21 protein-coding genes and 1 tRNA gene are annotated in these 22,370 nt (G+C 54.4%); 4 read left to right on the top strand and 18 right to left on the bottom strand.

Annotation, left to right across the window (positions count from 1 at the left end; genetic code table 11):
- Window positions 1–18: 18 nt before the first annotated feature.
- Together BUA49_RS16250 and BUA49_RS16245 are read right to left on the bottom strand one after the other, a co-directional pair.
- Entirely contained in the window at window positions 19–993 is a 975-nt protein-coding gene (locus BUA49_RS16250; protein ID WP_072799478.1) for a quinone oxidoreductase family protein, read from the bottom strand.
- 107 nt (window positions 994–1,100) lie between these two features.
- Window positions 1,101–1,559: a DoxX family protein gene (locus tag BUA49_RS16245; protein ID WP_072799542.1), complete on the bottom strand. Its 459-nt coding sequence runs from the start codon at window positions 1,557–1,559 to the stop codon at window positions 1,101–1,103.
- A gap of 155 nt (window positions 1,560–1,714) precedes the next feature.
- On the opposite strand from BUA49_RS16245, the gene BUA49_RS16240 reads away from it, so the two are divergent.
- Window positions 1,715–2,614: a LysR family transcriptional regulator gene (locus BUA49_RS16240; RefSeq protein ID WP_072799476.1), complete on the top strand. Its 900-nt coding sequence runs from the start codon at window positions 1,715–1,717 to the stop codon at window positions 2,612–2,614.
- Between the two features lie 112 nt (window positions 2,615–2,726).
- Here BUA49_RS16240 and BUA49_RS16235 read toward each other — a convergent pair.
- The 16 genes from BUA49_RS16235 to rpsB form a co-directional block, all read right to left on the bottom strand.
- Window positions 2,727–2,803, bottom strand: a tRNA-Met gene (locus BUA49_RS16235).
- A 67-nt stretch (window positions 2,804–2,870) separates the two neighbouring features.
- Window positions 2,871–3,560, bottom strand: a complete 690-nt coding sequence (rnhB, locus tag BUA49_RS16230; RefSeq protein WP_072799474.1) for a ribonuclease HII — start codon at window positions 3,558–3,560, stop codon at window positions 2,871–2,873.
- Window positions 3,561–4,745: a lipid-A-disaccharide synthase gene (gene lpxB, locus BUA49_RS16225; protein ID WP_072799473.1), complete on the bottom strand. Its 1,185-nt coding sequence runs from the start codon at window positions 4,743–4,745 to the stop codon at window positions 3,561–3,563.
- A 20-nt stretch (window positions 4,746–4,765) separates the two neighbouring features.
- Entirely contained in the window at window positions 4,766–5,557 is a 792-nt protein-coding gene (lpxA, locus tag BUA49_RS16220) for an acyl-ACP--UDP-N-acetylglucosamine O-acyltransferase (RefSeq protein ID WP_072799471.1), read from the bottom strand.
- Window positions 5,557–5,994, bottom strand: a complete 438-nt coding sequence (gene fabZ, locus BUA49_RS16215) for a 3-hydroxyacyl-ACP dehydratase FabZ (protein WP_072799469.1) — start codon at window positions 5,992–5,994, stop codon at window positions 5,557–5,559. Before fabZ ends, lpxA begins: the two co-directional genes overlap by 1 nt.
- Before the next feature lie 10 nt (window positions 5,995–6,004).
- Window positions 6,005–7,030 carry a UDP-3-O-(3-hydroxymyristoyl)glucosamine N-acyltransferase gene (lpxD, locus tag BUA49_RS16210; RefSeq protein WP_072799468.1) on the bottom strand — a complete coding sequence of 342 codons (1,026 nt, stop codon included), beginning with the start codon at window positions 7,028–7,030 and terminating at the stop codon, window positions 6,005–6,007.
- A gap of 48 nt (window positions 7,031–7,078) precedes the next feature.
- A complete protein-coding gene (locus BUA49_RS16205) occupies window positions 7,079–7,573 on the bottom strand; it encodes an OmpH family outer membrane protein (protein WP_072799466.1) in 495 nt (164 codons plus the stop codon).
- Between the two features lie 47 nt (window positions 7,574–7,620).
- Window positions 7,621–9,939 carry an outer membrane protein assembly factor BamA gene (bamA, locus tag BUA49_RS16200; RefSeq protein WP_072799464.1) on the bottom strand — a complete coding sequence of 773 codons (2,319 nt, stop codon included), beginning with the start codon at window positions 9,937–9,939 and terminating at the stop codon, window positions 7,621–7,623.
- 44 nt (window positions 9,940–9,983) lie between these two features.
- Window positions 9,984–11,333 carry an RIP metalloprotease RseP gene (gene rseP / locus BUA49_RS16195; protein WP_072799462.1) on the bottom strand — a complete coding sequence of 450 codons (1,350 nt, stop codon included), beginning with the start codon at window positions 11,331–11,333 and terminating at the stop codon, window positions 9,984–9,986.
- Window positions 11,334–11,380: 47 nt separating this feature from the next.
- Complete coding sequence (ispC, locus tag BUA49_RS16190) at window positions 11,381–12,571, bottom strand: 1-deoxy-D-xylulose-5-phosphate reductoisomerase (protein ID WP_072799461.1); 1,191 nt, start codon at window positions 12,569–12,571, stop codon at window positions 11,381–11,383.
- A complete protein-coding gene (locus BUA49_RS16185) occupies window positions 12,568–13,410 on the bottom strand; it encodes a phosphatidate cytidylyltransferase (protein WP_072799540.1) in 843 nt (280 codons plus the stop codon). Before BUA49_RS16185 ends, ispC begins: the two co-directional genes overlap by 4 nt.
- 21 nt (window positions 13,411–13,431) lie before the next feature.
- Window positions 13,432–14,202 carry a polyprenyl diphosphate synthase gene (uppS, locus tag BUA49_RS16180; RefSeq protein ID WP_072799459.1) on the bottom strand — a complete coding sequence of 257 codons (771 nt, stop codon included), beginning with the start codon at window positions 14,200–14,202 and terminating at the stop codon, window positions 13,432–13,434.
- A 68-nt stretch (window positions 14,203–14,270) separates the two neighbouring features.
- Window positions 14,271–14,828: a ribosome recycling factor gene (frr, locus tag BUA49_RS16175; protein WP_072799457.1), complete on the bottom strand. Its 558-nt coding sequence runs from the start codon at window positions 14,826–14,828 to the stop codon at window positions 14,271–14,273.
- Between the two features lie 42 nt (window positions 14,829–14,870).
- On the bottom strand, window positions 14,871–15,599 hold the full coding sequence (gene pyrH, locus BUA49_RS16170) for a UMP kinase (protein ID WP_072799455.1): 729 nt from the start codon (window positions 15,597–15,599) through the stop codon (window positions 14,871–14,873).
- 182 nt (window positions 15,600–15,781) lie between these two features.
- Window positions 15,782–16,651: a translation elongation factor Ts gene (gene tsf, locus BUA49_RS16165; RefSeq protein ID WP_072799453.1), complete on the bottom strand. Its 870-nt coding sequence runs from the start codon at window positions 16,649–16,651 to the stop codon at window positions 15,782–15,784.
- 92 nt (window positions 16,652–16,743) lie between these two features.
- The gene (rpsB, locus tag BUA49_RS16160; RefSeq protein WP_072799451.1) at window positions 16,744–17,496 is read right to left on the bottom strand and encodes a 30S ribosomal protein S2; all 753 of its coding nucleotides are present in this window, start codon (window positions 17,494–17,496) and stop codon (window positions 16,744–16,746) included.
- Between the two features lie 262 nt (window positions 17,497–17,758).
- Between rpsB and map the strand changes: the two genes are divergently transcribed.
- From map to dapC, 3 genes are read left to right on the top strand one after another with little or no spacing between them, the layout of a single operon-like run.
- Entirely contained in the window at window positions 17,759–18,529 is a 771-nt protein-coding gene (gene map, locus BUA49_RS16155) for a type I methionyl aminopeptidase (protein WP_072799450.1), read from the top strand.
- Complete coding sequence (locus tag BUA49_RS16150; protein WP_072799448.1) at window positions 18,530–21,175, top strand: [protein-PII] uridylyltransferase; 2,646 nt, start codon at window positions 18,530–18,532, stop codon at window positions 21,173–21,175.
- Entirely contained in the window at window positions 21,172–22,368 is a 1,197-nt protein-coding gene (gene dapC / locus BUA49_RS16145) for a succinyldiaminopimelate transaminase (RefSeq protein WP_072799446.1), read from the top strand. The genes BUA49_RS16150 and dapC overlap by 4 nt, the downstream gene beginning before the upstream one ends.
- The last annotated feature ends 2 nt before the right edge of the window (window positions 22,369–22,370 follow it).

Raw genomic sequence — 22,370 nt, 5'->3', positions numbered from 1 at the left:
TCGTCTAAACCGTGACGGTTAGATCATCTTGCCTTGAGGGATCAGGACGATCTTTTCAGACCCACCCTCGTTCACCTTATGGTAGGCCGCAACTGCCTCCGAGAGCGGCAACTCGGTAAAGTCGTCAGGAATCGGTAGATCACCCTCAAACGCTGCGCTTATTCGCTCAAGCATCTTCGCGCAATCCTCCAGGCTGTATAGCAGCGAGTTGATGCCTATGATCGAGCCGCCGCGGCGGTACAGATTGAGAACGGGCATACTGATCATCCCATCCACCGGCGCTGCGATGACCACGATGCGCCCGAACGCACCTACCGAATTAACCGCCGCAGGCAGCCAGTAGCCGGTGGTATCAAAAATGACCTCGGGCGATTGCTGCTGGAAGCACTCTTGCGCCTGCTCTGGCAATTGCTCCGCTTCTGCTAATTGAAAAGCACTGATACCTTGCGCTTCGAGTTCCCTCACAACCTCGGCACGGCGCACGCCCAGCACAACATCAGCGCCCCTTGCTTTGGCCAGTGCCTGGGCTGCTTTGGCCACCGCCCCGGCACCTATGATCAGGAACCGGGTGCCAGCTTGAACCTGGCTTCGCTCCAAGGCATCCCATGAAGTGATGTATGGAACGCCGAAGGTAGCCGCCTGGGCAAAGGTCAGCGATTCCGGCTTGGGCGCAACTGCGGTTGCCGGCAGAACCACATACTGAGCATGACACCCGTCCCGGTTGAAACTGAAGCCTGTACCGGTGCCGCCCCAGACTGCTTTGCCCAGCAGTTCTGCCGAGCCCTCCACAACAACACCCGAGAAGTCCCTGCCGGGAATGCGCGGCGTGGTGGTGTAAGGAAAGCGCCCGAGAACGTTCTTCAAATCGCTGGGGTTCAGGCCCGTAGCCCGAACCTCAATCAGAACCTCTCCGGCACCGGGTACAGGCCTCGGCAGGTCACATAATTGCAGCGAATCGAGAGAGCCCGCTTCTGAAAACTGTATGGCTTGCATAATCGACCTCAGTGATTAAATTCAGAGTTTTGACAGATAAGCCAGTGTAGGGCGATCAGCAGGCTCATGGGAATGAGCAACACCCACTGATCTCATCAAGCCATTGCTTAGCGGCTGGCACCACCGAAACGCTCCAGAAGCACCTTGTCCAAGGCAAATCGTCCGGCGCCCTGAACTACCAGGGCCGAGGAAACTACAAACAAGGTCAAGGCGTACTCGTAACCGTTGTTAGCCATAAACAAACCATTACCAATATGCACGGCAAAAATGGCAATCAGCATGGCAAAGGCGACAACCAATGCGGCAGGGCGTGTCAGCAAGCCCAACAATAACGCCAGCCCACCGAAGAACTCCGCGCCGCCAGCCATTAGCGCCATCAAATAACCAGGCTCGAGCCCGATGCTGGCCATCCACTGCCCGGTTCCTTCCAAGCCATAGCCTCCGAACCAGCCGAAAAGCTTCTGCGCACCGTGTGCCGCCAAAATCAGTCCAACCGGTACCCGCAAAATCAGCGCCGCATAACCGCCGTTGGAATTGAACAAGGCTTGTGTAATTTTAGAGTTCATCATCATTCCCCGAATAGTGATCTGTTGACTTCCCTCTGAAGCCGCGCGCTCCAGATGATGAACCTACTTTACTATCGCCAATAAAGAAGAATAAGATGACGATCATTGCATCATTATCAACAAAACGTTGATAATCACACAATCTGGATGAGCCTATGGATCGCATCGACGCTATGCGCGCCTTCGTTACGGTGGTGGGTGAAGGCGCCTTCACCCGCGCCGCCGAGCGGCTGGACATCTCCCCACAGCTGGTCAGTAAGTATGTCTCCCAGCTTGAGCAACACCTGAGTGTACGCCTGCTCAACCGCACCACTCGCCGGATTCACTTAACCGAAGCTGGCACCAGCTATCATCAGCGAGCGCAACAGATACTGCACGACATTGATGACATGGAGAGCCAGATTGGAGACCTGCAAACCGAGGCTCGCGGCCTGCTAAGGATCAGTGCGCCTGTTTCCTTTGCTATCCGCCATATGGCGCCGCTGCTGCGCGAGTTTCAGAAGGCTCATCCGGGCGTAGGCATCGATTTGCAGCTGAATGATCGAAAAGTCGACGTGGTTGAGGAGGGGTTCGACATAGTCCTGCGGATCGGCCACTTGAAAAGCTCTTCGCTGATCGCCAAACCAATTGCACCGATCCGCATGGTTGTGTGCGCCTCACCGGCCTACCTCAAACAAAACGGCACTCCCCAATACCTGGAAGATCTTCAGGGTCACCGCTACCTGCGCTACAGCTACATAGAGCTGGATGCCAGCCAACCATTGCACCGATGGCTGCAAAACAATGGCCAAAACGACAGCAACGGTATGACCAGCAACAACGGCGATGTACTGGTCGAATCCGCTATTGCGGGAGCAGGGATTGCCTTGCAGCCTACGTTTATTTCAGGCCCGGCAATCAAGGAAGGAAAGCTGCAGGTTATCCTGCAGGAGTATGAACCTGAACCCATGGGGCTCTATGCGGTCTATGCCCACCGGCAACTGTTGGCGAGCAAAGTTCGGAGTTTTGTTGATTTTATCGATGGCTACTTTGGCGACCCGCCCTACTGGGATTGAGGCTGCAAGGGGTTTCTTGGTTAGGCGACATGTTCTGAGATCGTCAGAGAGACTTTTTATGCCCCAAACGAAAAAAGGCAAATCAGTATGTTACTGATTTGCCTTTAAAATATGGTAGCGGGGGCAGGATTCGAACCTACGACCTTCGGGTTATGAGCCCGACGAGCTACCAGACTGCTCCACCCCGCATCAAACTGGTTGTTACCGGGTTGCCCCGATCAACGTGCGCGTATATTAAGGACTCGGGAGAACATTGTCAATTACTGTTTTCGAAGAGATCCGTAGGGTATTGCAGGGCTTCTGCCACAGATGTCACCGGAGCCTTGAAGAAACCGACCTGCTCTATCGCGTCTTGAACCGGACGGAAGGACTTGCGGTGCTCTGGCGTTACGCCCAACCGGAACAGCGCTTCCAGGTGCACGGGTGTGGGATAACCCTTGTGTTGGGCCAGGCCGTAACCGGGGTATTGCAACTCCATCTCTGCCATCTCCCGGTCTCGGGTTACTTTGGCGATAATGGATGCTGCACTGATCGCCTCCACCCGGCTATCCCCTTTTATCACCGGCTCTGAGGGCCAGTGCCACTTCGGGCATTTGTTGCCATCTACCAATACGTATTCCGGCAGGATTTTCAGACCGGCAACGGCACGTTCCATAGCCACCATTGTGGCCTGGTAGATATTGATCTGGTCGATCTCACGGGCCTCACAACGGCCCAAAGACCAAGCCGTTGCGTGTTCAATGATTTCGTCGTACAGAGCGTTACGTTTTTTTTCCGTGAGCTTTTTGGAATCTGCCAGCCCTGCGATGGGCCGGTCGGGATCCAGAATCACGGCGGCCGTTACAACCGCGCCGATGAGCGGGCCACGCCCAACTTCATCAACGCCGGCCAGAAGCCTTCCCTGATACGCACACTCAAAAGGTGGCAGTACTGGCGCGCGGGCCATTTAGTGGGCCCTCTTTTCAAGAAGCGTCGAGATTGCCTGGGCCGCTTTCTCATCGGCATCCTGTCTCAATGTGTGGTGAAGCTCTGTAAATGCCTCCACCAGTCGATCACGCTCCTGCTGGTTTTCCATGCGCTCCAACACGGCTGCGCCAAGTGATTCTGGTGTCGCGTCGTCCTGCAAAAGCTCAGGAACCAAAGGTTGCTTTGCCAACAGGTTGGGCAATGAAACGTGAGGCACTTTCACCAAGCGGGATAGAAGTGCGTAGCTGACGTTGCTCAAGCGGTAACCCACTACCATGGGTTTCTTCAGCAGCATTGCCTCAAGGGTCGCCGTTCCGGAAGCTAGCAATACAACATCTGAGGCGGCCATCACCTCGCGGGACCGACCTCTCACAATGGTGACCTGCAACTTCACTTCAAGCGCTTCAATAAGGTCGCGAACCTGCTTTTCCCGTTCACGATTAACACAGGGTATAACCAACTGCACATCCGGCCGCTTAGCCTGTATCCAGCGTGCAGCTTCCAGAAACAGGGTTCCCAGACGTTCAACCTCGCCGGCTCTGCTTCCTGGCAGTACGGCTAACAAGGGTACGTTCTCATCAAGCCCCAGCTCCTGACGGGCTTTGCTTGTCTCCGGGACAACAGGAATACGATCAGCGAGAGGGTGCCCTACGAACGCAACGGGCACGTTATGCTCTTCATAAAACCTGGCCTCAAACGGCAGCAGGGTGAGCATAAGATCAACGGATTTGGCGATTTTGAAGATTCGCTTTTGCCGCCAGGCCCAAACGGAAGGGCTTACGTAATGAACGGATGGGATACCGGCTTCATGGCAACGCCGCTCAATAGCAAGGGTGAAATCCGGGGAATCAATGCCGATAACCACATCTGGTGGTGTAGCAAAGAAATAGCTTAGCAGTCGGGCGCGGATACTGAAGAGTTCCCGGATGCGACCAAGAACTTCAACCAGCCCCATCACAGAGAGCCGCTCCATGGGAACCAGAGAGTGGAAGCCTTCGGAAACCATCTCATCGCCACCGATGCCGACAAATCGCGCGTTAGGGTATCGATTGCGAAGCGAGCGGATCAGGCCGGCACCGAGAATATCTCCCGATGCCTCTCCTGCGATCATGGCAAAGGTTATTCTGCGATCACTGACAATCGCATTAGTCAGGGGATAATCCATCAACCGGAGCTCCTGCCTGCTCAGCGGATAATGCCGCGATGAGCTCCTCGCAGGGAGTCGATAAGCACGCGCACTTCCGGCGTATCAGCGTAGGCATCTTCCAGCGTTTCGACGGCCTGCTCTGTGGTCAGGCCCTGACGGTAGATAACCTTGTAAGCGCGCCGCAGGATCATCAGCACCTCTTTGTCGAAACCACGCCGCTTGAGACCCTCAACGTTCATGCCGTGAGGCTCCGCCGACTGGCCAGCTGCCATCACATAAGCTGGAATATCCTTAAGGACGATACTCCCACCGGCGGCCATACTGTGCGGCCCGATATTACAGAACTGGTGCACCATAGTGCCGCCGCCCAGAATAGCGTGATCCCCAACTTTTACGTGGCCTGCCAGCGTTGCGCAGTTCGCAAGGATGATGTTGTCACCTATAACGCAATCGTGGGCCACATGCACATAAGCCATAAGCAAATTGTTGCTGCCAACCCGGGTTTCACCTCGGTCCTGCACTGTACCCCGATGAATGGTGCAGTTCTCGCGGATAACGTTGTTATCGCCGATAACCAGTGTTGTTGGCTCCCCGGCGTACTTTTTATCCTGGCACTCTTCACCAATGCTGCAAAACTGGAAAATCCGGTTGTTCCGGCCGATTACCGTTGGCCCTTTCACAACCACATGGGAGAGGATTTCTGTGCCTTCGCCGATCTCAACGTTCGGGCCAATATAAGTCCACGGGCCAACCGTTACGTTATCCGCAAGTTTGGCTGACGGGTCTACAATCGCCTGAGGATGAACACCCGACCAGTCATTTGTCGCCATCAGACTTCTCTCTCAGCGGTCAGTATCTCCGCCACACAGACGACTTGACCATCGACCAGTGCACGACAATCAAATTTCCAGATACCACGTTTACTCGATATAAGCTGCGACTCCATACACATGCGGTCTCCCGGCGCCACCGGGCGTTTGAACCGCGCCTTACTGGATCCAGCCAAGTACTGTGCCAGCCCGTCTGACGGTTTCCGCCCCACCGTCACAAACCCGAGAATGCCTGAAAGCTGGGCCATGGCCTCGATAATCAGTACACCTGGCATAATCGGGTTACCTGGGAAATGGCCGGCAAAGAACGGCTCATTAAAGGAGATGTTCTTGTAACCCTTAATCGAACTTGACTTTTCAATCTCGGTAACCCGATCTACCAGCAAAAACGGATAGCGGTGCGGCAGATATTCCAGTATTTCATCGATATACATCATTTTATCGGCCTCAGCCCTCTGATTTCTTTTCCAGTTCTTTAACGCGCCGTGCCAGAGCATCGAGCTGGCGGAAACGCACGGCGTTCTTGCGCCATCGCCGATTCGTATCTGCGCTGGTGCCGGAAGAATAGACTCCCGGCTCCCGAATGTCTCCGGTTACCAGGGTCATACCCGTCAGGTGCACCCCGTTTGCAATTTCCAGGTGTCCGGCCACTCCGGAGGCTCCGCCAAATACACAGTGGCTTCCAATCCGTGTGCTGCCCGCAATCCCGACCATAGCGGCCATGGCACTGTGATCACCAATGCGGACGTTGTGAGCAATCTGAATGAGATTATCGAGCTTCACACCATTACCAATAATGGTGTCATCCAATGCACCACGATCAATCGTTGTATTCGCGCCAACCTCAACATCATCGCCAAGAATGACACGCCCGAGTTGCGCGATTCTGTGCCATTGGCCTTTTTCATTGGCAAAACCGAACCCATCAGAACCAATCACAGCGCCACTGAGGATATGGCAGCGCTGCCCTATAACCACATCGTGGGCCAAGGTAACTCTGGCGCGAATAATTGAGCCAGGGCCAATACTGGTTCTGGCTCCAATAACGCAGCCTGCACCAATTACAACCTGCTCACCAATTACAACATCCGCTTCGATAACGGCGTTGGGGCCGATACTGGCGCTGGTCGCTATTATCGCACTGGCATCAACCACGGCCGCAGGATGAATGCCGGGCGGCGCGACTGGCGCCGGATCAAACCAGTGGCTGAGACGAGCGTAGCCCAGGTACGGATTATCGAGTAACAAAACATTGTTCGGACGATCCCCCGCAGCTACCGGCGATAAAATAACCGCTGCAGCCCGGGTATCCGCCATGTGCCTTGCGTAGGCGGGATTTGCCAGAAAGCTGAGCTGATCCGGGCCAGCTGCCTGAAGAGTCGCAAGGCCGGAAACCCGGACCTCAGGATCGCCGCGAAGCTCTGCTCCCAGAGCTTTTGCGATTTCCCCAAGCCGGTAAGACTTTTCTGTCATCAGGCGCTCCAAAACACGCTCACGAGCCCGGGGGCCCTCCGGCAGGAATTAACGATTCAGCTTATCCAGAAGCTGCGAGGTCAGGTTCATTTCCGGCTTCACATAGACAACAGCTTCACTTGGCAGAATCAGATCAAGATCGTTTTCTTCCAGCAGCTCTTTCACCGACGCGTCTACCTCAGGGCGAGCTTCTTCAAGAAACGCCTGCTTACGCTGGTTAACGGTGGAGTCGAGACGCTGCTTAAGAAAGTTGAATTCCTTGACCTTCTCCTGAAATTCACCAGCAAGCTTGTTACGCTCGCTCTCATTCATCATCGCACCGTCTTTTTCCAGACGCTCCTTTAACTTGCGGGCGGCCTCCTGAGTTTCGCGGACTTTTTCCTCGTCGCCGGCAAAGTCCTTCTGAAGGACTTCACTGAACGCCTTGGCATCGTTGGACGAAAACAAAGCTTGGCGCAGATCTACAACACCAATGCGGGTTTCCGCCACGGCAGGCAATGCCAGCGCCATAGCTGCAGCAAATATCAGTACGCTTCTGAACATAATAGGTCTCCGGAGTTTCATTCGTTCTTGTTTCTCAAATTTCTGATTCAGAATGTCTGGCCCAGTGAGAACTGGAATATCTGAGTATCGTCACCAGGCTTGTCGTTCAGCGGCTTGGCAAGGCTGAATGCCAGGGGGCCTACCGCTGTAATCCACTGGAACCCCACCCCGGCTGACAAACGCACCTCGTCAGTACTCGGATGGAATCCGCGATCTGTATCGAACACCTGCCCGGCATCCAGAAAGAATGCCGTCCGCATGGAGCGGCTATCACCGGCGAACGGTGTCGGGAAGATCAGTTCCAGGGAACCCTCAGTGAGGAGATTACCACCGAAAGGATCAGGGTCGGAGAAATCGTTGACCGCGTTGGTGGCCCGCCTTCCGAGCGAGTTAGCTTGATACCCCCGGACTGACCCATAGCCGCCGGCATAAAAATGCTCATAAAATGGCATGATTGAGCGGCTTCCGTAGCCATCACCATAGCCAATATCTGTTCTTGTGCGCAGCACCCAGCGATTGGTATCTGTGAGCGGGAAATAAAAGTCGGTTTTGTGGCTCACTTTGTAGAATGTGAGATCACTGCCGGGCACTGCGACATCAAGCGACAACGAGTGGCTGTAACCGTCTGAGGGCAATACACCACGGTTAAGAGTGCTACGGCGCCAGCTGCCAAACAGGAAATAGTTATTGAATGAGTCACCTTCCTCATCTATAAAGTCACTCACTTCCTGAGAAGTGAATACGCCGCCTTTGACCTTGGAGAGCGTGTATCCGAGCCCGAAGTTCAGTCGCGTGATGCTGTCCGTAGGATAACCAAAGGTAAGACGGCCGCCATACTCGTCCAGAAGGTAAGAAGTAATGTCCTCTTCTTGGTAGTCCGTTTTTCGGGCAAACACGCTGAAGCCCCGGCTGACGCCGTCCACCGTGTAGTAAGGATCCATGTAAGAGATATTGGCACTCTTGACCGAATCGCTGACGTTCACACCAAACGATACGCGCTTGCCGGTGCCGAAGAAGTTGTTTTCGGAGACATTGGCACCAAGGATGATACCGGAATCCTGAGAGAATCCCACGGAAGCAGAGAGGCTGCCTGTTGGCTGCTCTTCTACAGAGTAGTTCACATCAACCAGGTCGTCTGTTCCCGGCACAGGAAGCGTGTCCACATTGACCGACTTGAAAAAACCAAGCCGCTCGAGACGACTTTTGGAAAACTCGATGCGATCCGAGGAGGCAATACCGCCTTCCATTTGCGTCATTTCCTGGCGCAAAACATCGTCCCGTGTGGATACATTCCCGTCAAAGTTGATCCGACGAACATAAGCCCTCTTGCCCGGTTCAACAAAAAAGGTAACGGCAGCAGTATTACCTTCACCTGGCTCAGGCACGGCATTCACACTGGCAAAGGCATAACCTTCTTTACCCAGCCGGAACGCCAGTGTTTCCGAGATCGCCGTCATGCGGGCACGGGAGAATACATCCCCCTCATCCACCGGAATAAGTTCCCGCAATTCTTCTTCATCAATAATGAGGTTACCGCGGAGCCGGATCTCGGAGATCGTGTACTGCGGCCCTTCGTCCAATGCTATCGCAATAAAGACCTGCCGCTTATCAGGCGAAATGGAAACCTGACTGGATTCGACATTGAAGTCCAGATAACCACGGTCGAGGTAGAATGAGCGCAGCGTTTCCAGATCGCCACCCAAACGTTCCCGGGCGTATTTGTCTGAGTTAGTAAGGGAGTTCCACCAGCTGCTGGTTCGCAGCTCGAACAGATCGCGCAATTGCTCATCGCTGAAGTCCCGGTTACCCACCAGGTTAATGTGCTGGATGGCAGCAACCGTACCTTCGTTAATATCCAGACGAATGGCAACACGATTACGCGGCAGCACTTCGGCGGTTGCTTTCACCCGAGCATTGTAACGCCCCTGGCCAATGTAAGAGCGCAAAATCTCCAGCTCCAGCCGCTCCAGCGTTGCTCGACGAAACACCTGACCTTCCTGAAGGCCGGCACCTGCCAGAGCATCCATGAGCATGTCGGTTTCGATATTCTTGTTGCCTTCAATTTCGATCGAGGTGATCGAAGGGCGTTCCCGCACGGTAAGGATAAGAATACCGGAATCCCGACTGGCTTCTATATCAGTGAACAAACCGGTCCGGAAGAGTGATTTGATCGCATCTGCCAGTTCCGTTTCGTCCATCTGCTCACCGATATTGACGGGGAAAGCGGAAAAAACGGTACCCGCAGAAACACGCTGCAAGCCTTCCACCTCAATATCTGCAACCGTAAATTCATCTGCAAATGCTGGCGTCATGCCGGTTGCGGCAACAGCGAGGCCAACGGCTAAACCTAGAAGAGAACGTCTCATTCAATTATTTCGCCTGGTTAATGCGCGTAAGGAGCCCGCAATTCTCACAACCGCATCAGGTCGTTGTAAAGAGCAAACACCATTAATGTGAGGATCATTGCCATACCAATTCGTAATCCAAGGGCCTGAACCTCGTCCGAGAGCGGTTTTTTGCGGATGGCCTCGATGGTGTAATACACGATGTGACCACCATCCAGAACCGGCACCGGCAACAGGTTGAGAATACCCAGGCTGACACTGAGATAAGCCAGAAAACGAACAAAACCTTCAAATCCGGAACTGACACTGGCCTCCGCCACTCGGGCAATGGTAATAGGACCACTGAGATTACTGGGGGAAAGCAGCCCTGTAACCATCTTTTTAATGGCAACAAGGGTGAGGCGGGTATCCGCCCAGGTTTCATCCAGCGCAACAGGAATCGCCGCCAGGGGACCGTAGCGAACCTCCCGCAGCACATTGTCGGGCCAGGAAATAGCCTCAACTCCGGCACCTACAAACCCGATTATCTCACCATCATCCTGTTTTTTTGCTTCCGGGGTAATCTGTACAGATTGCCCCGAGCCCGCGCGCTCGACAGTAAGAGCCAGCGTTTGCTCGGGTGCATTGCGAATAAAATCAACCAGTTCAAACCAGTTACTCACTGGCTCATCGTTCACCGCGAGGATGCGATCTCCTGCCTGCAGGCCTGCGGCCTGTGCGCGGCCGCCATCTGAAATCTGACCAAGAACGGCGGGCACATCCGGTCGCCACGGGGTAATACCGAACTCCGCAAGCGGGTCAGGAGTTTCATCGCTCAAGCTCCAGCCGCCGAGTTCGCCACTCAAAGTTCCCCGAGTTCCGCCACCGGACACGTCCAGAGTTATCAGGCCGCGCTCGCCCACACGCTCAAGAATGCGCATATTCACGTCTCGCCAGGAACTTACCCGGTGCCCGTCAACTGCATGAATTTCCATCCCCTCCTGCAAGCCAACCTGCGCGGCAACGCTTTTCCCCGTAATTTCACCGACAATCGGCGCAACTTGGGTAACACCCACTACACTGAGTACCCAATAGGCAAAAATTGCGAACAAAAAATTGGCAATCGGGCCTGCTGCCGCAATGGCAATTCGCTGGGAAGGCGGTTTGGAGGTAAAGGCCTGATCCCTGAGTTCGTCGGGGACCGGCCCTTCACGCTCATCGAGCATTTTGACATAGCCACCCAGCGGGATAGCCGCTATGGCAAACTCGGTACCATGGCGGTCATACCACGAGAATAACGGTTTACCAAAACCTACTGAAAAACGAAGTACCTTAACCCCACATCGGCGCGCTACCCAAAAATGGCCATACTCATGCAGGGTGACGAGTATGCCCAAGGTAAGCGCGAGAGCAAGTACGGTTTGAATAATCTGCATAGCTTTCCTGGTATTGGCGCCAGCACGGCGAAAATCTTTAACTTATATCAGACTGCTAAGAGGCCGATCTGTTCCCACGCCCGTTGCCGTGCTTCCGAGTTTTTCGCGAAGATGACATCAAAGCTATCTGCGGGCACTACGGGCGTTACCGCAAGCGTCCTCTCAATAACAACGGGTATATCCGTAAACGCCAAATTCCCCTTCAGGAACTCGGCCACCGCAACTTCGTTCGCAGCATTCAGTACCGCAGGCGCGGTACCGCCAATCTCAAAGGCTTCAGCCGCTAACCGCAGACAGGGAAAGCGCAAAAGATCCGGTCGTTCAAAGTGAAACCGCCCTATCTTGAACAGATCCAGCTGCTCAACCCCGGCATCAATACGTTCCGGCCACGCCAGGCCGTTGGCAATGGGCGTACGCATATCCGGACTGCCCAGCTGAGCCAGCACAGAGCCGTCCGCATACTCTACCATGGAGTGAATAATACTTTCCGGGTGTACGTGAACCTCAATACGGTCTGGCGTAATGTTAAACAGCCAACACGCTTCAATCAGCTCAAGCCCCTTATTCATCAGGGTTGCTGAATCCACAGAGATCTTCTGCCCCATGGACCAGTTCGGGTGAGCGCAGGCCTGAACCGGCGTAACAGAGCGTAGAGCTTCCGCGCTGTGCTCCCGGAAAGGTCCGCCGGAAGCCGTCAGAAGAATACGAGTAATGCCGGCCCCATCCGGGTCGCGAACTTTATCCGCTGGCAGGCATTGGAAGATTGCGTTGTGCTCGGAGTCTATAGGTAACAACTCGGCGCCAGAGGCCAATACGGCGTCCATAAAAAGCTTGCCAGACATAACCAGCGCTTCTTTGTTAGCCAGCAGCACTCGCTTCCCAGCGCGCACGGCTGCGAGAGTGGGCGCCAGCCCCGCGGCCCCCACAATCGCCGCCATAACGGTACATGCTTCCGGAGCGGAGGCGACTTCGCACAACCCCGACTCTCCACTTCGAACAGAAATATCCGGGAGATCCGAAAGCAGATCTGCCAGTCTTTGCGCCGCTGGCACATCTGCCATTACGGCAACTTCAGGGCGAAACTCACGGCACAGCAGCGCGAGTTCCTCAGCGCGAGTTCCGGCCGTCAACGCATACACAGAAAACCGTCCGGGATGGCGGCGAATAACATCCAGAGTCGAGAGCCCGATTGACCCCGTGGCCCCGAGCACCGTAATAGAGCGAGCGGCCGTACTCAAAAGGACCCGACCGTCGTCAGCCAGCCAAGCTGGGTGATAATAAGCGCAAATACCGGAATTGCGGCAGTGAGACTGTCGATGCGATCCATGATTCCACCGTGCCCGGGCAGCAGCCGGCTGCTGTCCTTGATACCCCTGAAGCGCTTGAGCATACTTTCCAGCAGATCTCCAAGCACTGACACCATGCCCGTTATCAGGCTCGCGACGACCAGCATGATGGTTTCAGCAGTGCTGGCCGAGGCAAGGACACTAACAATCACAGCAAACGCACCAACGGCTGCCAGGCCGCCCCATACTCCCGCCCAGGACTTACCAGGACTGACTCTCGGCGCGAGCTTGGCCTTACCAAAGGCCTTGCCGGCAAAGTAAGCGCCAATGTCCGCCACCCAGACAACACAAAACACGTAAAGAATAACCATCAGATTGTTGTCGGTACTGCCAAATTGAAACCCGCCTGCCCGAAGGTAATTCAGACCAACCCATGCGGGCACCAGAACCAACACCCCCATAAGCGCTCTCACCGACACACTGCCCCAACGCTCTGAACCCGCCGGATAACTGCGAACCAGAAAGAAGCAGGCAAACCACCAGGCAAGGGCAAGCCAAAGCACTGCAACAGCAGGCACATCAAGAAGGCTATAGAGAATTATTGCAATCACTACCGCATAACCAACCCGGCCCGGTTGCTGCTCAAAACCGGACATATTGGCCCATTCCCAGGCACCCAGTGTGATTATCGCAGCGGTAAACAGCGCAAAACCCAAAGGCGGCAGGAAAAAGATGCCACCAATAGCGATGGGAGCAAGGATAAGAGCGGTAATGATTCGGGTTTTTAGCACAATAGAGGTCACTATGGTTCGTTATTGTTGTGACGGACTGGCTGTAATCTGGTCATCCGTCTGACCAAAGCGACGCTGGCGCCCGGCATAGACCTGCAACGCTTTGCGCATCTCGTCTTCTTTGAAGTCCGGCCAGAATACGGGCGAGAAATACAGCTCGGTGTAGGCCAGGTGCCAAAGCATGAAGTTGCTTATCCGCTGCTCCCCCGCCGTACGAATCATAAGGTCTGGCACGGGAAGATCGCCAATGCTCAGATGCTGTTGGATAAGATCATCGGTAATGTCAGATGGCTGAAGCTGACCCGCTTTCACCTGTTCGGCAACCTGTCTGGTAGCCTGAGCGATATCCCAATGGCCGCCGTAGTTTGCGGCAATGACGAGCGTCATTGTGGTGTTATTGCTGGTGAGTTGCTCCGCCTTAGCCATGAGTTCTTGCAGCGTCGGACTGAACGCAGAGCGGTCACCGATAATGCGCAGGCGTATATCATTGCGGTGAAGTTTTCTGACTTCCCGTTCCAAAGCAAAAACAAACAGCTTCATCAAGGCCGAAACTTCGTCCTGGGGGCGGCGCCAGTTTTCGCTTGAGAAAGCGAATAACGTGAGCACCTCCACCCCTTCCCGGGCACAGACCTCAACAACAGACTTTACCGCGCCCACTCCGGCCTTGTGCCCTGCCACCCCTTTTAGCCGGCGCTCTTTGGCCCACCGGTTATTACCGTCCATGATAATGGCCACATGCCGGGGCCGGCTATCAGCCGACACCGGAATCTCTGCGGATACTGTTCCCGTCATGAAATCCCCTGTGCGTCCAGCAGAAAACCCACCAGCCGCGCGTTTCGCTTGAAAGTGAACCGAGGCAATCAGACCGCCATCAGATCCTCTTCTTTCGCTTTGAGCATTTTCTCAACTTCAGCAATATAGCGGTCAGTGAGCTTCTGGATTTCTTCCTCACCCCTGCGCTCGTCGTCTTCGCTAATGTCTTTATCTTTCAGCAGCTCTTTCATCGTGCTGTTTGCATCGCGACGGGCATTCCGGATAGAAACACGACCATTCTCGGCATCCGCTTTCGACTGCTTTACCATGTTTCTGCGGGTTTCTTCAGTCAGCATCGGCATCGGGATACGAATCAAATCACCGCTGGTTGCCGGGTTAAGACCGAGATCAGCCATCATAATGGCTTTTTCGATAACCGGAACCAGGTTCTTTTCCCAAGGTGATACGGCAAGTGTACGGTTGTCTTCAACGTTAACGCTCGCGACCTGCTTCAGAGGCGTTTCCTGACCGTAGTAGTTAACCATCACGCTGTCCAGAATAGACGGGTGAGCACGGCCGGTACGGATCTTGTTGAAAGCCGAGTGCAGAGATTCAAGGCTCTTGGTCATTTTCTTTTCGGCTTCTGCTTTTATGTCATTAATCACGTAATCATCCTCAATTTGTTCGTCGGGCTATCATAAAACCCGTTATTCAATCAGTGTACCTTCTTTTTCACCGGTCACGATGCGCGTCAGGGCGCCCGGACGCTTCATATCAAAAACACGCAGCGGCATTCCGTGATCCCGCGCCAGGCAGATAGCGGTCAGATCCATCACGCCCAGCTTTTTGTCGAGCACCTGATCATAAGTCAGTCTTTCGTACCTTACCGCAGTCGGGTCAAGGTGCGGATCTGCAGAGTAAACACCATCCACCTTGGTGGCTTTCAGTACCGCGTCTGCTTCAATCTCGATACCACGCAGGCAGGCTGCTGAATCTGTCGTGAAGAAAGGATTGCCGGTACCAGCACAAAATATAACCACATCACCATCTTTCAGATCGCGAACAGCGCGGCGGCGATCATAATGCTCAACAATACCACTCATGGGAATGGCCGACATAACGCGGGTGCGAATGTTCGAGCGCTCAAGAGCATCACGCATAGCCAAGCCGTTCATAACGGTTGCCAGCATGCCCATGTGATCGCCGGTAACCCGATCCATACCGGCAGCGCTGAGTGAGGCGCCCCGAAACAGGTTGCCGCCGCCAATAACGAGGCCAACCTGAACACCGATGCCTATCAGTGCACCGATTTCAAGCGCCATACGATCAAGAACTTTGGGATCAATACCGAAATCATGATCACCCAGAAGGGCCTCGCCGCTGAGCTTGAGCAAAACACGATTGTATCTTGGCTGGTTTTTCGATGGTGTCGGCATACTGATCCCCTTTTCGTCTGTTGACTGCTATCCGGCGTGATACGCATTGCAGGCTTGTATCTGACATACTCCTTGAAAAAAGGGGGATCTCAGATACAAGCCCGCCACGAGAGCCGGAAAAATCCAACTAACGTGGCAGACTCAGGTAGCGCTATACGTGGTTATCACAGCGCCCAGAAAAATCAGGCCTTGCCTGTACCGCCTGCAGCGGCGACCTCAGCAGCAAAGTCTACTTCTTCTCTTTCAATGCCTTCGCCCACTTCCAGGCGAACGAAACCGACCAGTTCGCCGCCAGCAGCCTTGATCAGCTCACCCACGGTCTGTTCCGGGTTCTTGACGAAGGGCTGCTCTACAAGGCTGTGCTCCTTGAGGAACTTCTTGATCCGGCCGCCCATCATTTTCTCAACGATCTCGGCGGGCTTGCCTGCCATATCCGGCTGAGCCTTGATGACATCCTTTTCTTTTTCGAGCTCGTCAGCCGGCATATCTTCCGGCCTTGCAACACGCGGGTTAACCGCAGCAGCGTGCATAGCGATATCGCGAGCCAGCTCGGCGTCACCTGCAGTCAGAGCAACAACTGAGGCAATCTTGTTGGTGCTGTGAACATAGCCACCAACAACCGGGCCTTTGATTTCAACGACACGGCGCACCGTAACGTTCTCGCCAATTTTCTGAACCAGCGCTTCGCGCTTGGCTTCCAACTCGCCTGCCATCAGCTTGGCAACGTCGGTCTCACCTTTCTCGAAGGCAAGGTTCAGAACGTCGTTGGCAAAATCGATGAAGTTGTCGTCGCGGGCAACGAAGTCCGTTTCGGAATTCACTTCAACGATATAGGCAGCGGTATTGTCGTCAGAAATCTTGATCAACGAGACGCCTTCAGCGGCTGTGCGACCGGCTTTTTTGGCGGCTTTGAGGCCGGAAGACTTGCGCAACTCTTCGATCGCACCGTCTACACTACCTTCAGATTCAACCAGAGCCTTTTTGCACTCCATCATGCCAAGACCAGTGCGCTCACGCAGTTCTTTGACCATTGCAGCGGTAATTGCAGCCATGTTCAATCCTCTTAACTTTTTCGAATTCGGTGGGGAGGCATACCCAAAACATGCCCGGGTATGCCTTACATCTCAAAAGTGAAGCTGACGCATCACTCAGCAGCCGGAGCGGCTTTTGCAGTCTCTTCGGCGACTTCAACAAACTCGTCAGCGCCTGCGCTGCCAGCCTGCGCTGCTTCCAGACATGTGTCAGCAACAGCTTTCACGTAGATCTGAATCGCACGGATAGCGTCATCGTTACCGGGGATTACATAATCAACGCCATCGGGATTGCTGTTGGTATCGACTACGCCGATAACGGGGATACCCAGCTTATTGGCTTCCTTGATAGCGATACGCTCGTGATCGACGTCGATAACAAACAACGCGTCAGGCAGGCCACCCATATCCTTGATACCACCAATAGAACGCTCAAGCTTATCCATCTCACGGGTGCGCTCAAGGGCTTCTTTTTTGGTCAGCTTGTCGAAGGTACCGTCTTTGCTCTGGGCTTCCAGATCACGGTAACGACGGATGGACTGACGGATGGTTTTGTAGTTCGTCAGCATGCCGCCGAGCCAGCGGTGGTTAACAAAAGGCTGACTGGAACGCTCTGCTTCTTCCTTGATGACCTTGGCGGCGGCGCGCTTGGTGCCGACGAACAGGATCTTGTTCTTGCTCTCTGTCAGCTTCTGAACGAAGTCGAGTGCTTCGTTCATGGCAGGAACAGTCTGCTCAAGGTTGATGATGTGAATCTTGTTACGGGCGCCGAAGATGAACTTCGACATTTTCGGGTTCCAGTAGCGAGTCTGGTGACCAAAGTGAGCACCTGCTTTAAGCAGGTCGCGCATGTTTACCTGAGCCATGATAATTACCTTAATGTAGCTTCGGGTTAGTCCTCCACGCGTCCGATTGCCCCAACCAGGCTCCTTTATAACTCTAGAACAGGAGCAGGCACCCTGGGACAACGTGCTGACACGTGTGCGAATTTGCCGGATTCGTTTCCAGCGGGCGCGTTTATATCACAAAACGCAGGCCTCCCGCCATTATTTTTGCACCGAGGCTTCCTTGTACCCTGAGCCTCAGCCCCTTAAAATAGTCGCTTGATACAAATCTACGGGAAGCCCAATGCAGGTATCGATCAAGACTCCGGAAGAAATTGAAAAGATGCGCGTGGCCGGCCGCCTGGCGGCCGATGTTCTCGATATGATCGGGGAGCACGTCAAGCCTGGCGTGTCCACCGAAGAACTCAATCAGATCTGCCACGACTACATTGTTAAAGAGCGGCAAGCGATCCCAGCTCCACTGAACTACAAAGGCTTTCCGAAATCCGTGTGCACTTCCGTCAATCACGTTATCTGCCACGGGATACCCTCGGAGAAGAAAATCCTGAAGGACGGCGACATACTTAACATTGATGTCACAGTGATAAAGGATGAGTACCACGGTGATACCAGCAAGATGTGGATTGTTGGTAAACCCAAACCTGGCACTGAACGCCTGATCAACATCACTCAGGAATGCCTCTACAAAGGCATAGAGCTGGTAAAGCCCGGCGCGCACCTGGGGGATATCGGGCATGTAATCCAGCAACACGCCGAAAAGCACCACTACTCCGTGGTGCGGGATTACTGCGGTCACGGCATCGGCAAGGTGTTTCATGAGGAGCCACAGGTTATGCACTACGGCAAACCAGGCACTGGCATGGAGCTGAAAGAAGGCATGATCTTCACCATTGAACCGATGATCAACCAAGGCAAGTACCACACCAAACTGCTACCGGATCAATGGACCGTGGTTACCAAAGACCACAAGCTTTCCGCGCAATGGGAACACACCATTCTTGTAACAGCCGATGGCCATGAAGTATTGACCAAACGATCGGAGGAGTCCTTCTAAGTGGAGCGTCAGGAGCTGGAGGCCAGGATCAGCAAGGACGTCTCCCCTGTCATGGCAGCCCGGGAGCTGCTGAAAGACCGCTATAACGCAGATGCAGAAGCCTTTCGACAAGGCGCCGACGTAAGGGCTCTGGTTCACTCCAGAGCCGATACCGTTGACACCGTACTGAGACTGATCTGGAATCGCTATCCTTTCTCCAGCTCATCCGATATTGCGCTGATTGCCGTTGGCGGTTACGGCCGCGGTGAACTTCATCCGCACTCGGATATCGACCTGCTGATTCTGACCCGCAACGGAATTGAGCCGAGCTGGCAGGAGGATCTTGGCGCTTTTGTCACTCTGCTATGGGATCTGAAGCTCGACATCGGCCACAGCGTTCGCAGCATTGAAGAAAGTAAAGCCGCGGCTCGGGGCGATATATCCACCCTGACCAACCTGCTGGAAACCCGCACAATTGCCGGCCCGGATGAGCTGCGCAAAGAGCTCAGCGAACAAGCCTACTCCGATAACATCATCACCGATCGAGACTACTTTATTGCCAAGCGCGAAGAGCAGCAGCAGCGCCACAGAAAGTACAGTGACACGGAGTATAACCTGGAGCCAAACGTAAAAGGCTCCCCTGGCGCGCTGCGGGATATTCAGACCATCGGCTGGATTACCAAACGGCACTTTGGCCTGCAAAGCATTGCCGACCTGACCCGCTTCAGCATTCTCACTGACGAGGAGCACCAGATTCTGGTTCAGGGCGAAACCTTCCTGTGGCAATTGCGCTACGGGCTTCAGCTGATCGCAGACCGTAACGAAAATCGGCTGCTGTTCGACCATCAGCGCGCCTTGGCTCAGATGCTGGGATACAAGGACGAAGGCAAACGGCTGGATGTCGAGCTGATGATGCAATCCTATTATCGCACTGTGCTGGCACTGGCTGAGCTCGCCGATGTTATTCTTCAGTTTTACGACGAGGCGATACTCGGCACCGGCACAGAAGACAACATTCAGCCCATTAACAAACGGTTCCAGATTCGCAACAGCTATATAGAGGCGGTAAACAACCAGGTATTTGCCTACTCACCCTACGCAATCATGGAAATCTTTGTGCTGATGGCCCAGCACTCTGAAATAAAAGGCATCCGGGCCACAACCATCCGGTCTTTGCGGGCACACAGACACCTGATTGACGATGCTTTCCGGGGTGATCTGGCCGTGACATCCCTGTTCATGGAACTACTACGGACACCCCATGCGCTGGATAAAACCCTCTCCGCCATGAAGAAATACAACGTGCTGGGCCGTTATCTGCCGGAGTTCGGCCAGATTATCGGCCAGATGCAGCACGACCTTTTCCACATTTACACCGTTGATGCCCACACCATGCAGGTTGTGCGCAACATGGTGCGACTGAACAGCCCGGAAGCTCGCAACGACTACCCCTTGGCAGCCCGGCTGATTCACGGGCTTCCCAAACGGGAAGTTCTCTATATTGCCGGCTTGTATCACGACATTGCCAAGGGACGTGGAGGAGATCATTCGGAGCTTGGCGCTCAGGATGTGGAGTCGTTCTGCAAGCGCCATCATCTTGGGGAGCGTGACACCCAGCTGGCATCCTGGCTGGTGGAAAACCACCTGCTAATGTCCATGACGGCGCAGCGTAAGGACATTTCCGACCCGGATATTATCCAGTCGTTTGCCCGGGCTCTGCCCAGCCACGCGCACCTGGATTACCTGTATATCCTGACGGTGTGCGACATCAGTGCAACCAACCCAAAGCTCTGGAATACCTGGAGAGCATCCCTGCTGCGCCAGCTATATACAGAAGCAAAACGCGCTCTTCGGCGCGGCACAGAAGTTCCTGTTGATCGGCAGGCATGGGTTCGGGCCACACAGTCTGAGGCCCGTGAAATTCTCCACGCCCAGAGAATTACCGACAAACAAATTGATGCGATCTGGAATACGGTTGATGAGGACTACTTCCTGCAGGACTCCACAGTTGATATCGCATGGCAAACCGCAGCTATCATCAACCATGGCAATACGCCTGACCCGCTGGTACTTATCCGGGATACACTCGGTGGCCCTACCGATGGTTACTCCCAGATCATTATTTACATGAACGACCGGCCAACCCTGTTTGCTGCAACAACAGCGGTACTGGAACAGCTCAACCTGAACATTGTTGATGCCCGTATCAGCTCAAACGAAGGCCCCTATACGATCAGTTCCTATGTGGTGCTGGATGATAAAGGCCAACCTCTGGGAGCGGATCCGGCCCGCAAAGAGCGGGTGCGCAAGCGCCTGATCGAAGAGCTCGACGATCCGGAAGACTACCCCGACATTATTCACCGCCGTACACCACGGCAACTCAGGCATTTCGCGTTCCCGACCGAGGTGGTGTTTTCCAACGACACCATCAACGAGCGCACGGTGATCGAAGTAATCACGCCGGACCGTCCCGGCCTTCTGGCACGGATTGGGCAGGTTCTGCTGAATCATCGTATTCGCCTGAGCAATGCCAAAATTGCAACATTAGGCGAACGTGTGGAAGACGTGTTCTTTGTTACCGACGAGCATGGCGAGCCTATCAGCGATCCTTCCGTATGCCTTGACCTGCAGCAGGACCTATGCAAAATGCTGGATGACATTCAATGAATCCGAACCTGGATAAGCTTCACCCCTACCCGTTCGAAAAGCTCGCACAACTCAAGGCCGGAATATCTGCGCCCGATCATCTTTCACCTATTTCCCTGGGCATTGGCGAACCCAAGCACCCTTCACCTGAATTTGTGAAACTGGTGATTGCCGACAACCTCGACCGCTTGGCCAACTACCCCACCACCCGAGGTTTGAGCGAGTTGCGGGCGGCAATCAGCGAATGGGCCACGCGGCGATTCCAACTGCAATCCGGATCCCTGAGCCCAGATCACAACATCGTTCCGGTGAACGGTACCCGGGAAGCGATATTTTCGCTGGTGCAGGCCGTGGTTGATTCGAGCAAGCCGGCAACGGTTGTGAGCCCAAACCCCTTTTATCAGGTGTATGAAGGTGCTGCATTTCTGGCAGGCGCCACGCCGGTTTACCTGCCGTGCGATGGCTCCAACGGCTTCATTCCGGATTTTGACGCAGTACCAGAATCCGTATGGAGGGATTGCCAAGTGCTGTTCCTATGCTCCCCGGGCAATCCCAGTGGCGCCGTCATGCCCCGGGCAACCCTGACGAAGGTCATTGAACTGGCGGACAGGCACGACTTCATCGTTGCTTCAGACGAGTGCTATTCCGAGCTTTATCCCGATGAAAAAAATCCACCCGAAGGCTTACTGCAGACCTGCGCAGCTATCGGCCGGCATGACTTCGCACGCTGTGTGGTTTTTCACAGCCTCTCAAAACGCAGCAACCTGCCTGGCCTGAGATCAGGCTTTGTCGCCGGAGATGCGAGTGTATTGAAAGGTTATCTGAACTACCGCACTTATCATGGCTGCGCCATGCCTGTTCATAACCAGCTGGCCAGTATTGCAGCATGGCAGGATGAAAGTCATGTGCGGGACAACCGGGCGGCTTACCGCGCCAAGTTTGAAGCCGTGGTGCCCATTCTGCGTGAGGTCATGGACGTAGATTTCCCCGATGCCGGCTTCTATCTCTGGCCGGTGACACCGATCGATGACGAGACCTTTGCGAAAGAGCTGTCGGCCCAACAGAACGTCCATGTTCTGCCCGGCCGCTACTTGTCCCGCACGGTAGATGGTCATAATCCGGGAGAGAACCGGGTGCGAATGGCACTGGTTGCACCGCTGGAAGAGTGCGTTGAAGCCGCAAAGCGCATTGTTGAATTTGTAAAGGCAAACTGAAT

Source organism: Marinobacter antarcticus (genome assembly GCF_900142385.1).
GTDB classification, from domain to species: domain Bacteria; phylum Pseudomonadota; class Gammaproteobacteria; order Pseudomonadales; family Oleiphilaceae; genus Marinobacter; species Marinobacter antarcticus.
Note: the sequence above shows the minus strand (reverse complement) of the source record. Positions and strands in the feature narration are given on the sequence as shown.

What these genes read in the sequence shown, in the direction of transcription:
- BUA49_RS16250 (WP_072799478.1), bottom strand. Translation starts at nt 993, where the DNA reads ATGCAAGCCATACAGTTTTCAGAAGCGGGCTCTCTCGATTCGCTGCAA.
- BUA49_RS16245 (WP_072799542.1), bottom strand. Translation starts at nt 1,559, where the DNA reads ATGAACTCTAAAATTACACAAGCCTTGTTCAATTCCAACGGCGGTTAT.
- BUA49_RS16240 (WP_072799476.1), top strand. Translation starts at nt 1,715, where the DNA reads ATGGATCGCATCGACGCTATGCGCGCCTTCGTTACGGTGGTGGGTGAA.
- rnhB (WP_072799474.1), bottom strand. Translation starts at nt 3,560, where the DNA reads ATGGCCCGCGCGCCAGTACTGCCACCTTTTGAGTGTGCGTATCAGGGA.
- lpxB (WP_072799473.1), bottom strand. Translation starts at nt 4,745, where the DNA reads ATGGATTATCCCCTGACTAATGCGATTGTCAGTGATCGCAGAATAACC.
- lpxA (WP_072799471.1), bottom strand. Translation starts at nt 5,557, where the DNA reads ATGGCGACAAATGACTGGTCGGGTGTTCATCCTCAGGCGATTGTAGAC.
- fabZ (WP_072799469.1), bottom strand. Translation starts at nt 5,994, where the DNA reads ATGATGTATATCGATGAAATACTGGAATATCTGCCGCACCGCTATCCG.
- lpxD (WP_072799468.1), bottom strand. Translation starts at nt 7,030, where the DNA reads ATGACAGAAAAGTCTTACCGGCTTGGGGAAATCGCAAAAGCTCTGGGA.
- BUA49_RS16205 (WP_072799466.1), bottom strand. Translation starts at nt 7,573, where the DNA reads ATGTTCAGAAGCGTACTGATATTTGCTGCAGCTATGGCGCTGGCATTG.
- bamA (WP_072799464.1), bottom strand. Translation starts at nt 9,939, where the DNA reads ATGAGACGTTCTCTTCTAGGTTTAGCCGTTGGCCTCGCTGTTGCCGCA.
- rseP (WP_072799462.1), bottom strand. Translation starts at nt 11,333, where the DNA reads ATGCAGATTATTCAAACCGTACTTGCTCTCGCGCTTACCTTGGGCATA.
- uppS (WP_072799459.1), bottom strand. Translation starts at nt 14,202, where the DNA reads ATGACGGGAACAGTATCCGCAGAGATTCCGGTGTCGGCTGATAGCCGG.
- pyrH (WP_072799455.1), bottom strand. Translation starts at nt 15,599, where the DNA reads ATGCCGACACCATCGAAAAACCAGCCAAGATACAATCGTGTTTTGCTC.
- tsf (WP_072799453.1), bottom strand. Translation starts at nt 16,651, where the DNA reads ATGGCTGCAATTACCGCTGCAATGGTCAAAGAACTGCGTGAGCGCACT.
- rpsB (WP_072799451.1), bottom strand. Translation starts at nt 17,496, where the DNA reads ATGGCTCAGGTAAACATGCGCGACCTGCTTAAAGCAGGTGCTCACTTT.
- map (WP_072799450.1), top strand. Translation starts at nt 17,759, where the DNA reads ATGCAGGTATCGATCAAGACTCCGGAAGAAATTGAAAAGATGCGCGTG.
- dapC (WP_072799446.1), top strand. Translation starts at nt 21,172, where the DNA reads ATGAATCCGAACCTGGATAAGCTTCACCCCTACCCGTTCGAAAAGCTC.